Below are 16,844 nucleotides of genomic sequence, written 5' to 3'. Positions count from 1 at the left end.
AGCGACGGTTGCATGGATTTGGCGCCGATCAATCCTGCCCGCCTAACCGCACGCTGGCGCGTCGCGGCTGATCATGTATCACCATCGCCGAAATCTTATCAGCCGCAGAGCGCTAGCTCGCGGTTCACAACGGACGTTGGTCCACGATCCCACCCAACCGCACGCTGGCGCTTTGGGGCTGATAGCAACCATCCAAACTGAGCCGGTTTCGCGCTAGCGACGGTTGCATAAGTGTGACGCCGATCAATCCTGCCAACCTAACCGCACGCTGGCGCGTTGCAGCTGACAAGGACCACTCAAACTAAACCCTTATCGCGATCGCGACGGTTGCTTGAAATCAGCTTGGGATCTAAGAAAGACTGCACGTTGGAGGCGACCCTCACACAAAGCTACATCGCTTATGGCTGCTACAATTAAGTCCTGACCAGGTTCACGACTCACAGTCGCAAGGGTCGCCACCGACGCACAGTCTTGTTGTATTTTTGCTTGTTGTATTCGTACATCTCGTACGAAACCGGTCATAAAACCGAGCTATTCGCTGCCGCTAAGAGACATTCAAGCTTGTCTCATCAATTAGCGGAAGGGCAGAAGCTTAACGTCATGGACACAGCTTGCAAAGGCTCGATTGCAATGAAGCGGCGAGGAACCTTTACTTTGCAAAGGGACTGCGGTTCGATTTTGGCGGCGATAGGACGGGGGCCGGTGACACAAACCTTGCGGCGAACCGGCGCGTCAACCCTTAGCTCCTACGTCATTTACTTTTTCAGCGGCGAATTGCCCATCCGATTGGGTGGCTTTTCGTGAATCAGCGGTTATGCGGCCCAAAGCTCGTTCAAAGGCCGAAATTCCTCGTGTATCAGCGATTGGGAAGCCTGCTTTCTCCTTGGCGTCGTCCGCAATCTTGTCCATAATACGCACTTCCCACCTTTTGAGCTTGCGGCTCTTGAATTGATTCTAGTGGCCGGGCGTTCGCAGCCTTATTTCGCAAGCCACCTTGCCTACTTGCCTTGCATCGGAGCCTTCCGCGATCGTGAAACACCTCCTCTTATCTCCATTGCGACTGGTGGTCGGATGGGGAATCTCACCACGGATCTTGGGAATCCTCGCGATTGCCATGTTGGTCCTGCTTCGGATAACCATCGGATTTCATTTTCTTAGCGAAGGTAGTTCCAAAGTCCGCGAAGGCGACTGGGACGCGGCACCTTTCTTCGCCAACGCGAAGGGACCATTCGCGGAGCATTTCCACAGCATGGTTTGGGACCGGCGTGGCGAGTTTCGCTTGGATCGCAAAAACCACGAATGGTGGTTGAAGGATTATTCTGACCGAGCTGCCGACTACTACCAGTTCGGCGACAAACAGAAGAAAGCCGCCAAAGCAGCACTGAACACATCGCTGCAAAATTTCGATCTGATCGTCGAATCAAACGCCGACGAAATCCGCGAATACAAGCTTGGTGTGGCGCAAGTTCAAAAACTTCAGTCGGACCCAGCTCGACAAGGCGTTGAAAGTTTGGCGGGGCAGGTTGAAACGGTCCGCAAAGAAAACGAGGCGAAGCTGAAGCCGGTCCTTGCCGAGATCGATCAGCTTTGGTCAGCGTTTGAAGTGACCATCAATTCTTTGGCCGCACCAAACCAACGTGCACAATCGCCGCCGATCAAAATGGACCGCCCTCGCCTCGAACGTGTGGACACATCGCTTCTTAATCGCGTCGTGCCCTATTTCGACGTCGCGATCGGATGGTGCTTGCTGCTTGGCCTATTCACCCCACTAGCGGCGTTAGCTGCGGCAGGTTTTCTCGGTTCTGTATTCCTGAGCCAGTTTCCTCCAGCGACCGGGCCATCGAGCACCACTTACCAGTTGGTCGAATGCATGGCCTGCCTTGTATTGGCGAGCACCGGAGCCGGACGTTTCGCCGGACTTGACTACTTCTTGCACCTGATCGTTCGTAAGTCGGTTGCCGACAAACCGGCCAGCGGAAAGTAATCCCGGATAGAATTGAAGGACGAAGCCAGATGAGCCGTCCTTGTCGCGTTCTCCCCACAACACAACAAAACAAAAACACGTTTCGAGGATATCAAGATGGTCGACAAGCTTTCTGCAGACGAGCGCACCGTCGGTGAAGACAACTACTACAACGCCGTTTCCAGCTATTACGACGTTAACCGCCGCGATTTTCTACGCGGTATCGTCGCTGCCGGTGCTGTTAGCGGTGCCGGCTTGGGCGCCGCGTATTTCGGATACGGTGAAGTCAAAGACCCCGTCCGCGTCGCGGTCATCGGCACCGGTGACGAAGGCAACGTTCTGCTGGGTGGCTGTAACCCCAACTATGTCGACGTTCGCGCGATCTGCGACATCCGACCGTTCAGCCAACACCGCGCCTTTCACGGCGATTGCAGCAGTGCATCTGCATTGGTTCGCCGCCCCGGTCTGATCCGTGTTTGCGGTTATAAAGACGAATCCGAAGCACGCAAACACGTCAAAGTCTATGACGGCCTGAAAACCGGCGGCATCATGGAATGCTTGGATGATCCGGATATCGAAGCGGTCATCATCGCGTTGCCTTTGTGGTTGCATGCCCCTGTCGCCGCGCTGGCGATGGAGCGTGGTTTGCACGTTCTGACCGAAAAGTTGATGGCTCACAATGTTGCACAGTGCAAAGTGATGAGCCGTATGGCGGCGGAGCTGAAAGACAAGAAGGGCAACCCACTTCACTTGGCGACCGGTCACCAACGTCACTACAACGTAAAATATGAAAACGCGGTCAACTTGATTCGCTGGGGACTGCTGGGCCAGCTACACCACATTCGTGCTCAATGGCACCGTGGAAACCTGCCCGGTCGCGATAGCTGGTCGATGCCAATCCCCGGTGGCGAACTGGATGAAAACGGCAAGCTGTTCGACCGCATTGCGAGCGACCTCAATCACCGTCGTCGTGCTCTCGAAGAAGCGACCTCGCCAGCCGACATCGAACGCCTCACAGCGGAAGTCGCCCAGTGGGAAGCTTGGGATGCCGACAAAATGCTGAACGATCAACTTGCCAAGTTCGGCTACGAAGACTTCTCGGTCAAATTCCCAGGCGGAAAAGAGGAGATGTTCTCCGCTGCCGAAGAGCTACACCGTTGGCGATTGTTCCAACGAACCGGTGCTGGCTTGATGGCTGAACTGGGAAGCCACCAACTGGACGCCGTCAGCATCTTCTTGTCGTCGCTTCGTGATGATGGCAAGAAAGTTCACCCGCTGAGCGTTCATGCCGTCGGTGGACGTCACATCATGCCACGTGACCGTGAAGTCGGTGATCACATTTATTGCACCTTCGAGTTCCCTGGTCCTGAGTACGCCGAAACCTTCGACGTTGGGTACCACGATCGTGTCGAAGGCTATCCCAACGGTGCCGTTCCGGGTTACGAACAAGACCCGAACAAGAAAGTCGTTGTTACTTACAGCACGATCAATGGCAACGGATTCGGCGGCTGGGGCGAAGTCGTCATGGGCAGTAAGGGCACATTGATTCTGGATAAAGAGCAAGACGTCCTGCTGTATCGCAACAGTGACACCAGCAGCAAGGTTGGCGTGAAGAAGCAGTCTGGTGGCGGATACGCTTTGGACACCAGTGCCAGCGGTGATTTTGCAGCACCTGTTGCACAAGCAGCTGCGTCCGGACCGGTTAGCCGCGGGTACCGAGAAGAAATCGAACACTGGGCCTATTGCATCCGCAACCCAGATCCCGATAACAAGCCGCGCTGCTATCCCGAAGTCGCGATGGGCGACGCTGTCATCGCTTTGGGTGCCAACCAAGCTCTCAAGAACGCGGCTGCCGGCAAAGGCGGATACCTGCAGTACAAAGAAGAATGGTTCGATGTGAACAGCGACGAGACTCCTGACGGAAGCGACATCGCGAAGCAGAAAGAGTACATGCTGAAAGATCTGACCTAAATCCTTCAGCGATTCGAATCAATCAAAATCCGAATCCTTCGGATTGAAGGTCTACAAAGCCGGTTTAAACGCCGGCTTTGTTTTTTGCATCCTTTATCGATAGACCAGACCAGATGTTGCGAATCCATCGCCTGTCCGAAATCACTGTCCTCGACTTGGTCGGCAATGACTCGCCCACCATTTTGAACAACCTGACAACCAATCATGTTCGCCAGTTGGAAGTCGGGTGTGGTTGTGAATCGTTTATTACCGATGTTCGCGGCAAAACGCTTGCCTTGGTTGATGTCTTTCGAACCAACGAAGGTTTCCGGCTAATCGGCGCAGCAGGACAAGCCGAAGCGATCAGCCAGCATGCCGATCGCTATACGATCCGCGAAGATTCGCGTCCGGTCGATCGCTCGAGTGACTTTACGGCCTTCGTTTTTTCACCCGACGTCACTGGATCGTTGCAGAGTGAAACTGACTGGGATCAAACAAATTCGCAGCGTTACGAAGTCAATTGGCTGGGTGAAGGCACCTTCGTCATCCTGACAGAAACTCCAGGAGCGGTCGAGCAAGTGATCCAGACCGTTGGTGAATCCATCGGTGACGATGACAGTTTTCACTTTAGCCGCACGGTCGCCGGTTACCCTTGGTACGGCAGCGATATCAGTGAAAAAAACCTGCCTCAAGAAGCCAGCCGAATTGAAAAGACAATCTGCTTTACCAAAGGCTGCTATTTAGGACAGGAAACGGTCGCTCGGCTGGATGCCCTTGGCCAAGTTCAAAAACAACTGATGCGGTGGCGAATTAGCGGGCATATCCCAGCTGCCGGTGCTGAAGTCTCGAGTGAAGACAAAGTCGTCGGGCGATTAACCAGTATCGCAAAACAGTCTGACGAAACCGCGATCGCAATCGGCATGACACGCCGTTCGCATTTCGAGGTCGGATCGACAGCGACAGGAGAAGGATTCGCTGCCGTCGTGATCGATTGGAGTGAGTAGAGCAAGCTCCGAAACTGTCAGAGAGACGTCACAGGGACTGTGACGGCAACAAAGTACCCGTCACGCTCCGTCGTGACGCACCACACAATACCATCCCACCCGCGTCACAGGGATTGTGACGGTAACAAAGTACCCGTCACGCTCCGCCGTGACGCACCACACAATACCATCCCCACCCGCGTCACAGGGACTGTGACGGCAACAATGTACCCGTCACGCTCCGCCGTGACGCACGGTAACCCCAAACGGGCGTCACAGGGGCTGTGACGAGTACTATCTACCCGCAACACACATTCCAAAAACGACAAACAAAACTTGCCGCGTCCCCTCTCACAATCAAAATTCAGTAAACTGAGCGCATGAGCGCCGCTACTGAACCATTGCAACTTCTGTCTCCACAACTGTTGGCCAAGCTTGAAAGACTCGAGCTTGTTTCGCGAAAAGTTTTTCGTGGCCGAATGAAGGGAGAACGCCGTAGTAAACGCAAAGGGCAAAGCGTTGAATTCGCTGACTTTCGAAACTACGTTCCCGGTGATGACCTGCGTCTGATCGACTGGAACCTTTACGCTCGGCTCGACCAATTGTTCCTCAAGCTTTATCAAGAAGAAGAGGACTTACACGTTTATGCCTTGGTCGATTGCAGCGAGTCGATGAACTTCGGATCGCCGACCAAGCTTCATGTTGCGAAGCAAATGGCGGCGGCACTTGGTTACATCGGACTTTGTCGTGCCGACCGTGTTAGTGTGCAAGCGATGGGCGAACAAGGCCGTCGCGCGCCGGTCCTGCGAGGTCGAACGGGACTGTGGCAGATGTTGCAGTATCTGGAATCGATCGACAGCGGCGATAACGTTTCTTTGCTTGAAGGAGTTCGAGATTTTTCGCTTCGAAATTCAGGAACCGGGGTCGTCGTTCTACTGACCGACCTGATGGATAAAAACGGATTTGAGTCAGCACTGCGATTATTGATCGGTCGACGGATGGACGTTTACATCATGCATGTCCTTTCGCCAGAGGAGATCGATCCGCCGATTCGTGGCGACCGTCGTTTGATTGATATCGAAGACGGTGATCAAACAGAAATCACCGTGAACGCCTACGTCTTAGAACGCTACAAACAAACCCTGCAGTCGTTCCTTTCATCGATCAAAACGTTTTGTGCCCGCCGCAGCATTGCTTACATCCCGGTCCGGACCGACCAAGCCGTTGACGATGTGATGACCAAATACCTTCGCCAGCGAGGAGTCGTTCGGTGACCTGGATTTCGACTTTGTTGCCTTGGCAATGGGCCGTTTTCGCAGCGGTGCCCGTTGGCATCATCCTTTTGTATTTCCTGAAGCTCCGTCGCGAGCCAATCGAAATTCCGAGCACCTACCTATGGTCGCGGACGGTCGAAGACCTTCACGTCAATAGTTTGTTCCAACGGATTCGTCAGAACCTGTTGCTGGTTTTGCAATTGCTTGCCGTATTGTTAGCAGCCCTTGCGATGCTACGACCAGGACAGCAAGGCGAAGAATCGGACTTGAGCCGCAAGGTATTTTTGTTGGATGCGTCGGCCAGCATGATGGCCGAGGACGTCGAAGAAGAAAGCCGCTTCGCATCCGCCAAGAAGATGATTCGCGATCAGATCGACCAAATGCAAGATCAAGACACTGCGATGTTGATCACGTTCAGCGATCGCGCCGAAGTCTTGCAATCCTTCACTAGCGACCGTGGACGGTTGCGATCGGCATTGGATCGCGCCCAAGTCACGAACCGTCCTACTGATATCATCGGCGCACTAGAAGCCGCCGATGGCCTTGCCAATCCACGACGAAGCAGCGAAGCGGGCGATGTCAACGATATCCAAGTTGCGGATCCACTTCCGGCTGACCTGATGATCTTTAGCGATGGCGGATTTCGCGACGTTGCTGAATTTAACGTGGGCAATCTAGTTCCGACATACATCAAAGTTGGCACCGAAAATCCGCGCAACGTTGCCATCACGGCGTTCAGTGCGGATCGAAATGTAGAACGGACCGGCGATGCCCAAGCTTTTGTGACGGTTGTCAATTTTGGCAAGCAATCCGAATCGCTTAACGCATCGATCTATGTAGACGGCCAATGGCGTGACTCCGAAGCCTTGACTCTAGAACCTGACGAAGAAGGCTCGTTGACGTTTCAGCTTGCCGAGCAAGGTGAAGCCGCTGCTTTGGAGGTTCGGCTTGAATCGAGTGATGGCGAACAACGCTTTAGCGATGACTTGTCAATCGACAACTTCGCCTACGCTGGTCTTCGCCCCATGAGAACGGTCTCTGTATTGGTGATCACCGAAGGCAATCGCCCTCTTGAACTTGGTTTGACAACCGAGAGTGCGGCAAAAGTCTGCATCGCTGATTTTCAAGCGCCCAGTTACATGGAGACACCAGAATACACCGCTCGCGCAACTGCCGGTTTGGATGACCTGATCATCTACGACCGATGTGCCCCGAAAACGATGCCGCTGACCAACACGTTTTCAATCGCTTCACTTCCCAACGAACAATGGGCTTGGTCAAGCGAACCAGGGCAAACCATCTTGGTCGACATTGATCGAACGCACCCGATCATGCAATACCTCGAGCTATTTTCGCTGCTAATCTTTGAGGGCCGAAGTGTGACGGGGCCGACCGGAACTCGCGAACTGGTCGGTGCGGACAGCGGTTCAGTGCTCGCACTGGCACCTCGGGACGGTTATCAAGATTTGGTCCTTGGGTTTGCCATCGTAACGAATGACGAATCTGGCATCCCACAAACCAACACCAACTGGTTTGCCGAACGATCCTGGCCAGTATTCATTTTGAATATCCTTCGTCATTTGGCTGGAGCGGCTGACGCAACATCCGCGTCTTCATTTCTGCCTGGTGACACGGTGCGACTACGAGTTGAAAGCCAAATTGACGAGGTACAAATCGCTAGGGGCAACGGCACGCCCGAAGCCGTCCCGGCAGGCCAATCGGGATCTGTCGAATTTGTCGACAGTGAAATGCCCGGGATTTATCGTGTCGTTGCAGAAGAAAAACTGGTCGATCTGTTTGCGATCAACCTTTTTAGCCGATTGGAAAGCTCCATCATCCCACGATCGGAATTCGAAATCGGATACGAGAAAATTGAAACGGCCGGAACGATCGAAACACGCTACGAGTACTGGCGATGGCTGCTGGTGGTCGTTCTAGTTGTGATCGCAACGGAATGGTGGCTTTACAACAAGCGTATTGCCTAGCCTATGATGATTCAGCAACGTTTCTAGATAGGCATTTAGGATCAAGATGCTTCTCATTCATCGATTTTGCCAGGGCATTCGGCGTCTAGCGTTGCCCACAACGCTCTCTATCGTTCTGCTGCCTCTGGCCGCTACCGGCGAAGATCGAAAAACGACAAGTATGCGCGATGACCTCGTCGCCACACTGACCCGATCTGGAGACATCGAAAGTGCAATATGGGTTTGCCAAAAGCAAATTTCGAGTGCACCGCCCGCGACGCTAGAACACGCACGATGGGTAGGAAAGCTGACGCAAACCCTTGCCGAACAGCAGGCATCGCAGCTATTCGATGGCAGAACAGCTGACTTGACCGACCGGTTTACAAGACGTGTTGAAGAGATCTCCAAACCGGTTGACGACTTTCTGTCATCGTTTCCCGACTTTGAAGCCGCGCCGTTCCTAAAGTCCGACCGGATTGCCGCCACTTCGACATTGCTTCGCACCGCCCTGATCGTTGCGTCAATCTCACCTCTGGAAGAACAACAGACCGAGATTCTGCTTTCCTCCATCAGTCGCTTACAACGCGACGCAGCAGATCTGGAACGCGTTGCCAACCAATCATGGACGCTTGCCAATGCAGCCACGTCGGGGAAAGCCATTCACAGTGACCAGTGGGAGCGACTATCTCGTGAATTGGCAATTCGACAGGTCTCAGTCGCTCTACTTCAGTGTGAACTTTTCCCCGTGAAAAGCACGGACTATCTGGAAGCGGCGGCAACGGCGGTCAAAACAGCAAAAGACGCACTCAACAAGCTTCCTGACGATGCACCAATCAAAGGACATGCTTTAGAGCTATACATCGAGGCATTGCTTCGTAGCGGAGACGTAAGCGAAGCGGAACGTGAATTGAAGCTACTTCTATCGAACCACAACATCATGCAGTCGCCCACATTGTGTGCTTTGGCTATCAGGATCGCTCTTTCCAAAAACAATGTTTCAAGCGCGACGCGGCTTTCAGATTCCTATTTTCAACAAGAAGCCCCGGCTCGATCGATCGAGATGGACTTCGCAAAACTTGACGTGCTATTGCGACGCGACGATACCGGCCGAGATGCGGCCAACTGGCTAATACAGATTGAAAATCGAGGAGGAGCATTTGCCCGGCGTCGTGCAGAAGCGATCATCGTCAAAACGCTGAAACGTGACTCCGGTTCAAACTCGCCGAAACCGCAAGCGATGTCCCCTGCAATAGTCGCTGCGCAGGGTGAGGACTGGTTGCGCCGACGGGATTTCGCTCGTGCTGCAACGCTTCTACGTGAGGCGGCGACGATTGCCGATGGCAAACCTGCACTGCAATACGCAACGAAAAGCGCCGCAGCTGCTCTTAAAAACAGCGACCTACTAGCCGCCGCAGAAACCTTGCGTGAAATAGCGATCGACAATTCACAGACGGATGGTTCGATCGAATTGGCAATCCAGTCGTCAATTCTGCTTTCTCAAAATTCTGCGACAGTGTCGGCTGCGAAACGCATGCACGCCCTAGAAACAACTTTGCTGGAAGCCATCCAGACTTGGCCGCGTCATGAAAAAACGGAATCGCTTTGCGGCTGGCTCAACAAAATATTTCAACAGAGCGAACGATATAAAGATGCGGCGCAGTTCTCGTTGCAGTGGCTCACGCAGAATCCCTTGAACGCATCCGCCGAACTGGTTCGGTCAACATGGTTCGAGTACTTGAAAAGACTTGATCCTCAGACAACGAAGACCGAGCTCGAATCTTTCGCCGCGACATTGCTGGAAGTTTCAGCGGAGGGTGAGGAAGCTACCGAGCACCTATTTCCCTTGGTGACTTTGCTTGTTGACAAAGCCTCGGATTTTCCTATCCAGCTCCCTTCGGCGGATCCCGATCAGCTGAGATTCATCACATCGGTTTACAAACTGCGAACCGCCGGTATCGGCAGCTTGGAATTCAACTCAGCATCAGAAGCCAGTCTCCGACAATCACAATGGCGTCTGGAGCGAGACATTCTTACCGGCTCTGCGTTTTCTCAGCCAATCGCAAGACAATTGCTGCGTTGGCCAGGTGATGATGCCTGGCTAGTGGCCAAGGCGAAGTTTTGGGCTGACACTTCGGAGCAATCCATTGCGGAGCTGAAAACGTTCGCGTTGCGGCCGAATACAGCTGATGCGACTAGCGATCTGGCCATGATGATCTTGTCTTCATCTCGGTCATCAGCCGCAAAACAAGCGGCTGCCGAACTGGCGGAGCATCGGGCCGCGTCCAGAAAACTGCGTAGCAAAGATTGGTACTTAGCAAAACTGGATGCGATCACCTGGCTCAACCAAGCCGGCGAAAATGACGAGGCAAAGAAGCGAGCCTCATTCATTCTGTTGCTGCATCCGCCTAGCGACCCAAAGCTTAAAGAGGCATTTGAACGCTACCGCTGACCAAGCGGAAATCGCCTGCCCCTGCGCTAGTGACAACCTGAACTCTACGTGCTTCAGTCTTTTCATTGCTTTATCGCAACGAAAAACCCTCGATCCGCGATGGTGTCTTGGTACGCGTCACATTTAAAACCAAACTCCTCAAAGATCTCGCCGTACTCTGCCGGGCTGTAGCAACGCCCCTGCGTGATGTTAACCAACAGCACCGAGTACTCCGCAACCGGAAGCGGTCCGTCTTTGTCATCGTTCAAAAATGCTTCGTGAACGATGACCTTTCCTCCGACCGAAACCGATTCGGAACATTTTTGGATGATCTGACGAATGGCTGGGAAATCCCAGTCGTGCAAGACGTTCGAGAGCAGCACACAATCCGTTTTCGGCCACGGATCGGAAAACATATTGCCAGTTTGGACTTCGATTCGACTTTGCAAACCATGAAGTTCAATTTCCGATTGGGTGATTCGGTCAACCGGTTGTTGCTCGAAAACAGTCGCTACCAAATGCGGATGTTTGGCGAGAAGCGTAGCTGAATATATCCCCGATCCACCGCCCACGTCCAAAATCGATTTTACATTTCCAATCCAAGGCTCCACCGCAGCGGCAAGTGACTGCCCCATCGCGACTCCGCGGCAATTCATCAGTGCCGTAAATCCCTTGGCAAACTCTTCATCCATCATTGATTCATGCCAATCGTTCGAATCGTCTTTGGCTTGCCAATTCGCTGGTCGGTCTTCTTTCAAGACTTGCAAGCAGCCAGTCGCGATCGGTGAATCTGCAATCGGTTGGTAATAGGGTCCGAGGAAGTATTCTGATGAATCAACCAAGAACTCCTTCGCCTGCTCGGTCAATCGCAACAGATCATTGTCGCCACTGGTAATCCACCCACCTGCACGACAGAGAGTGATCAGAACATCCAGCGCTCGACTGGCTAGTTTAAAATGCTCGGCAATTAAATCGCGACTGACTTGTTCCTGTTCATGGATCCAAGTGAATAGATTCAGCTTCAATATGGCAACGGCCATCATGTCGGCAGCGTATTGCCGATCGCGATACCGGAGAAGTAATGCAGGGTCCGTTGCCGGTGTCGAAGAAAGCTCAAACGATGCCATAGAAGTCTGTTAGATGATCTACTTGGATTGAAAAAACATGCGATGTGCTTGGTGTCTGGCAACCACGCGTACTCGGCTGCCGACATCGCTTTTGCTTTATTCGACGGCCGAGAAAACTATAGCGAACGTGCTATGTAGTTCGCTTCAGCTTTTGTCCGAGCAGCCTACCACGGCCGTCCGGCAACGATAAAGAGAGAGTCTAGAGGCGCGGCTTGATCGGCTCACCGTTCTCGTCAATCGGATAGACAGCATCATGCTGTTCAAGCTGCTTTGCCATTTCAGTGATCATGCGTTGGAGAATCTCTGGATGCGATTCGGCGAGATCCTGTTGCTCGAACGGGTCATCGGCGAGATTGAATAGCTGGAAGTGGCTGTCACTTTGGATTCGTTTTTCCTTCGCAAACTTACTTGGCAATGCATGATAAATCGCCTTCCAGTCTCCATCACGCCAAACGGTGAAGTAATTGCTGCGATGGACACCATGCGGATAGTGCATCAAGAACTGTTCTTTTCGCGATGAATCTTTTTGTCCGCTTATCAGCTTTGCCAAATTGTGTCCGTCCACCGCATGGCCACTGGGAACGCTTGCATCGGTTAACGATACGATCGTTGGAAACAAATCTGTCACGTTAGCGACCTGAGTCTGTATCGCGTCGCTGGGAACGACAAAAGATTTTTGAAGTTCGTTTGCACTGTTTGGCTTCGCCCAAGAAGCAATAAACGGGACACGCATGCCGCCTTCGTAGTGTGCCCCTTTCTTTCCTCGCAGAGGTGCAGCACAAGCGACTTCGTGCTGATGCCCGAGCGGAGCATCACTGCCGTTGTCACCTAGGAACAGCACCAACGTATTCTCGGCGACTCCCAACTGTTCTAGATGGTCCAACATGTCACCGAGTGACTTGTCCATCCCTTCGATCAAAGTCGCAAAGGCTTGGGCGTTCGCGGGCTTGCCGGAATCACGATAGTTTTGCGCAAATCGTGGATCGGAGTCGAATGGTGCGTGCACCGCGTAATGTGCAAAGTACAGGTAGAACGGTTTGTCTTTAGCAACCGTCTCCGACACTCGCTTCTTTGCTTCGATCGTTAACGCTTCGGTTAAAAACGTTTCCGTCCCGTGATATTCGTCCAGATGGGGTACTGCGTGATGTGAGCGTTTGGTACCTGCCCCATAGTTTTTCTCGCCGTAATAGCTGCCAGGAGCTCCAAACGCGTCACCTCCTACGTTGATGTCAAAACCGAGATGACTTGGGTCGGCGCCCTCATGTTCTTCGGGAGCAAAGTGACCTTTGCCAACGTGGATGGTCGTGTATCCCTTCTCACCCAAGATCGCTGGCAATGTAACGTCACCAGATTTTAGGCCGGCCCAATTCCACTGCGGTGCACCAAACTCGCCGCCGTTGTTCGTACGAGGATTAATCCAATTCGTCGTCCTGTGACGAGCCGCATTCTGACCGGTCATGATGCTGACGCGTGTCGGCGAACAAACGCTCATCGCATAGAATTGGCTGAACCGAATCCCTGTTTTGGCGAGCCGTTCCATCGATGGTGTACGGTAGAAGTCGTTCAATGGATAGCGTTTTGGATTGCCATCGGCATCGGTTTGCATCGGCACGGACGTATCCATCATGCCCATGTCGTCGACCAAGAAAACCATCACATTCGGCTGGGTCTTATCCGCTAAGACGCTCGGCTGAAAAAAAATGCTGCCGGTGATGGCGACAACCGCGCCGATCAGAGATGCCAGGTTTCGCCGCATGATTGAATCGAATTGAAAGCGGGTTGAAGCAGAAATACTACGGCCCACCAGTCTACCGTCACGGCATCCATCAATGTTGCATTGGCCACCCACTAGCCGATGGGCGTTAGCCCCGGTTTTGTGCACAATGACTGCCGGTCCGGCAACCGTGGCTAACGCCGTTCGGCTGATGGGGGAATCGTGCGTTAGGCGTCGATTCCTTTCCGATCTTGGACTTCACCCGCGTACAGAATGGCTTGCTCCAGGTCGTCTTCCGAATTGATGCATTTCCAATCGCCTCCGACGGACCATACTGGGCGCCCTACAAATACCGATGACGATTCACGCAGTACGCGAGTGCAATTGCCTTTGATTTGATCACGGACCTTGCCACCGCTGCATCCAGAATCCGACACAACGACGTGGACGTGATTGGTACGAGCGTTGGCTTTCCGTAGTATCCAATCACGAAAGTCGTATAGCCGATTAATCTCGGACTCGACAATTTGTTGCTGTGTTTCATTCAGCAGCACGATATCGTGCTTGAGCCTGTCGCGGTGCCAGGACTCCAGTAACGGTTGTGGTGGTTGGGATCCTTTTTGCCGAGAACGCCACCATCGATTATCGCCCTGAAGAAAGGTGCCGTAGATGGTGAAGGTGATGAAGAATGCCAACGGTTCCTCGTCCACTTCCGTTCCCCAATCTTTAGCTACGTTTGCTGATGGGGGAATCTCAACTTAACTGACGCGACAGGTGTTCGTGGATTCACCGATGAGGTGGTCTTAGCCGTGGTGTCAAAGCTCAGCTTGAATTTCACCTGTGAAGCAACGGTACAGCCTATGCGTTGACGCTGCATCAAAACGGTGTGGCTCAGTTCGCTGTAAGGATTTCAATGTGATCGTTGATCATATAACAGCCAGCCGACACGATCGCATTGTAGAAGCTCGGGCGCAGATTCAAGTCTTAACGTTGGTGCCAAGGAAGTTGCGAAGAATTCAACTGCTATGAAACGCAAAACCTAGAAGACAGATTTTCGTAGACCACTGGGCCATAAATTTAGTTATGACCGGACGGTCTCAGTGCCCCCCGGTAGTCTGTCTGCATGCCTCGCAATGAAATTCACATTGGTGATCGTCCTTTTGTTTTGGATGCGCGTCCCGACCGTGTCGACCATCGGGACCGTCCATTTCAACCGCGACTCGTTTCGCTGCCGCCTCGATGGCCTACCAAACGAGACACTGAATTAGCTTTGCCGTTTTTCCGGCGAATGGTTTTGGATCAGGGGCAAGAGGGTGCATGCACAGGATTCGGCTTGGCGTCGGTCATTAACTTTGTGCTGTGGCGAGACTTGGTGCTGCATCTACCGCGAAGTGATCGTGGTTTGTTGGCGATTGACCTTGAGAAAGCGAACGCACCTTTAGTGAGTCCCTTTCAGCTTTATCATCTCGCCCGAATCTATGACGAATGGGAAGGTGAAGACTATGAGGGCAGCAGTTGCCGTTGCGCGGTCAAAGGCTATCACAAGCACGGTGTTTGTTTGCAAGAATTATGGCCTGAAAAGCAAGCTCCTCTCGGGGAAGAACGCGACCGGTGGCAGATCGATGCTGCGACACGTCCGCTAGGAGCCTACTACCGAATCGACCGTCTCTCGATAAATGACTTGCAAGCTGCGATCTACGAAGTGGGCGCCGTGTACGCTTCTGCCATGGTCCATCAAGGTTGGCAAGTTGACAGCAGCGACGTTGACATACCGATCATTTCCAGAACCGGATCCACCCCTTCGATCGGTGCACATGCCTTCGCGATTATCGGCTACGAACCACGCGGTTTCATCGTGCAAAACTCCTGGGGAACCGAGTGGGGTTACCATGGATTTGCGCTGCTGCCATACGACGATTGGGCGGACAATGCGTTAGATGCTTGGGTTGCCGTCATGGGCGCGCCCACGGCAGTCCCGACGGTGTCCATTGATGGTGACGCCGAAAGCGGTGAAACGGAGGCCTTCGTTTCAAGCACCGGCGCGAATTCGCTGCACAGCTTTCGCGTCGATTCGCTCGCCTTCGCCGCGACACGGCGTCCCGGTTGGCTGTGGGATCACGATGAATCAACACACGTCCATGGAACGGACGTACCTCTCAGTCGTGAAGAAGCATATGGATTGACCGTTGTGCTGGAAAACGATGGTCGCGTTGTCCGCCGCCGAGTTGGTTTTGATGACGTCGCCGATTCGGTGGATGAATTGGCTTATCATTTGCCCTTGCGATGGCTGAATAACCATCGGGGACTAACCGCTGGCAAGTTGCAGCTGATGATCTATTTTCACGGCGGGCTCAACAGTGAAGCCGACTCGCTTCGCCGCGTCGAAGCGATGGCGCCCTATTTTCTTTCCAATGGAATCTATCCGCTGTTCGTTACCTGGCGAACAAGTTTCCTCGACTCGATCCGAGGAATCCTGGACGATAGCTTGCATCGATTTTTTCAGCCTCCGTCAAGAGCCCAATCGATCGGTTGGGTGGATGCGATCGCCGAACAGGTCAGTGATGCAACTGATCGAGCTGTCGAAGTTGCTTGCCAACATTTGCTGGTCAAACCGGTTTGGACGCAGATGAAACAAAACGCGGAGGCGGCGATCGGACGAGGCAAAGGATTGACACTGTTGCTTGCCAGTCTGGAAAAACTTCGCAATCAAGTCGAAGACATGCAGGTCCATCTGATCGGTCATTCCGCTGGCTCACTTCCGATCGGACACTGGCTAAAACGCTTCGAGCGAAAGCCAATCAATATCGCTTCGTGTCGATTGTTTGCGCCAGCATGCAGCGTCGAATTTGCAAACGCAACCTACGGACGGGCGATCGAAAAACAGGTCCTTTCCCCTAAAGAGTTTTATATTCATGTCCTTTCCGACACGCTCGAACGCGATGATCGCGTCGGCCCCTATGGCAAGTCACTGCTTTACCTTGTCAGTCGCGCATTAGAAGTCAATCACAAAGAACCCTTGCTGGGATTGCAATGGCTGCATCAAACCGATCATCCCGATTATCCAACGGACTTTTGGCATATTCCACAATCCCGACGTGCTGGTGAACGGATCAATCCTGACGTTCAGCGATGGCAAGAAAGCTTTGCCCCCGAGATCCCCAAAAAGAACGTCCAAGTCGCAACAGACCGTTTTGTTTCCGACGGCCAGAATCAAATTCAGCAAACGCATGGATCATTTGACAACCAAGTTGAATTGATGAATTCGGTTATTCGTCATCTCCGCGGGTCCAAAGCTGATCCTCCGGTCAAACGTTTGGTCTTTTAAGATGGAAAGAATCCCCCCACTAGCAGACGTTGCCCAGTCAGTAGTTTCAGCCGCTTAAAAACACGGTTTTTGTCTTTCGATTGAACCAGTCGGGGGGCTTTCGTGCTAGACTGGAA

Annotated in this window: 10 protein-coding genes and 1 other RNA gene; 7 read left to right on the top strand and 4 right to left on the bottom strand. The window is 53.0% G+C overall.

Annotated elements, in window-relative coordinates; all coding sequences use genetic code 11:
- Positions 1–365: 365 nt before the first annotated feature.
- Positions 366–460, bottom strand: an RNA gene (ffs, locus tag LOC67_RS23255) — signal recognition particle sRNA small type.
- Positions 461–1,030: 570 nt separating this feature from the next.
- Here ffs and LOC67_RS23250 point away from each other — a divergent pair.
- From LOC67_RS23250 to LOC67_RS23225, 6 genes are all read left to right on the top strand, one after another.
- Entirely contained in the window at positions 1,031–1,984 is a 954-nt protein-coding gene (locus LOC67_RS23250) for a DoxX family protein (RefSeq protein WP_230265234.1), read from the top strand.
- Positions 1,985–2,080: 96 nt separating this feature from the next.
- Complete coding sequence (locus tag LOC67_RS23245; RefSeq protein ID WP_230265233.1) at positions 2,081–3,934, top strand: Gfo/Idh/MocA family protein; 1,854 nt, start codon at positions 2,081–2,083, stop codon at positions 3,932–3,934.
- Between the two features lie 113 nt (positions 3,935–4,047).
- The gene (locus LOC67_RS23240; RefSeq protein WP_230265232.1) at positions 4,048–4,917 is read left to right on the top strand and encodes a YgfZ/GcvT domain-containing protein; all 870 of its coding nucleotides are present in this window, start codon (positions 4,048–4,050) and stop codon (positions 4,915–4,917) included.
- A 359-nt stretch (positions 4,918–5,276) separates the two neighbouring features.
- Complete coding sequence (locus LOC67_RS23235) at positions 5,277–6,170, top strand: DUF58 domain-containing protein (protein ID WP_230265231.1); 894 nt, start codon at positions 5,277–5,279, stop codon at positions 6,168–6,170.
- Positions 6,167–8,155 (top strand): vWA domain-containing protein, encoded by a 1,989-nt coding sequence (locus LOC67_RS23230; RefSeq protein WP_230265230.1) that lies wholly within the window; start codon positions 6,167–6,169, stop codon positions 8,153–8,155. Before LOC67_RS23235 ends, LOC67_RS23230 begins: the two co-directional genes overlap by 4 nt.
- 46 nt (positions 8,156–8,201) lie before the next feature.
- Positions 8,202–10,583, top strand: a complete 2,382-nt coding sequence (locus tag LOC67_RS23225; protein WP_230265229.1) for a hypothetical protein — start codon at positions 8,202–8,204, stop codon at positions 10,581–10,583.
- 62 nt (positions 10,584–10,645) lie between these two features.
- Here LOC67_RS23225 and LOC67_RS23220 read toward each other — a convergent pair whose 3' ends face one another.
- The 3 genes from LOC67_RS23220 to LOC67_RS23210 form a co-directional block, all read right to left on the bottom strand.
- Positions 10,646–11,689, bottom strand: coding sequence for a methyltransferase (locus LOC67_RS23220; RefSeq protein ID WP_230265228.1), 1,044 nt, complete (start codon positions 11,687–11,689; stop codon positions 10,646–10,648).
- Between the two features lie 199 nt (positions 11,690–11,888).
- Complete coding sequence (locus LOC67_RS23215; RefSeq protein WP_230265227.1) at positions 11,889–13,445, bottom strand: sulfatase; 1,557 nt, start codon at positions 13,443–13,445, stop codon at positions 11,889–11,891.
- A gap of 185 nt (positions 13,446–13,630) precedes the next feature.
- Complete coding sequence (locus tag LOC67_RS23210) at positions 13,631–14,113, bottom strand: hypothetical protein (protein WP_230265226.1); 483 nt, start codon at positions 14,111–14,113, stop codon at positions 13,631–13,633.
- A 413-nt stretch (positions 14,114–14,526) separates the two neighbouring features.
- On the opposite strand from LOC67_RS23210, the gene LOC67_RS23205 reads away from it, so the two are divergent.
- Entirely contained in the window at positions 14,527–16,728 is a 2,202-nt protein-coding gene (locus LOC67_RS23205) for a C1 family peptidase (RefSeq protein ID WP_230265225.1), read from the top strand.
- Positions 16,729–16,844: the final 116 nt, after the last annotated feature.

Source organism: Stieleria sp. JC731, assembly GCF_020966635.1.
Lineage (GTDB): Bacteria > Planctomycetota > Planctomycetia > Pirellulales > Pirellulaceae > Stieleria.
Note: the sequence above shows the minus strand (reverse complement) of the source record. Positions and strands in the feature narration are given on the sequence as shown.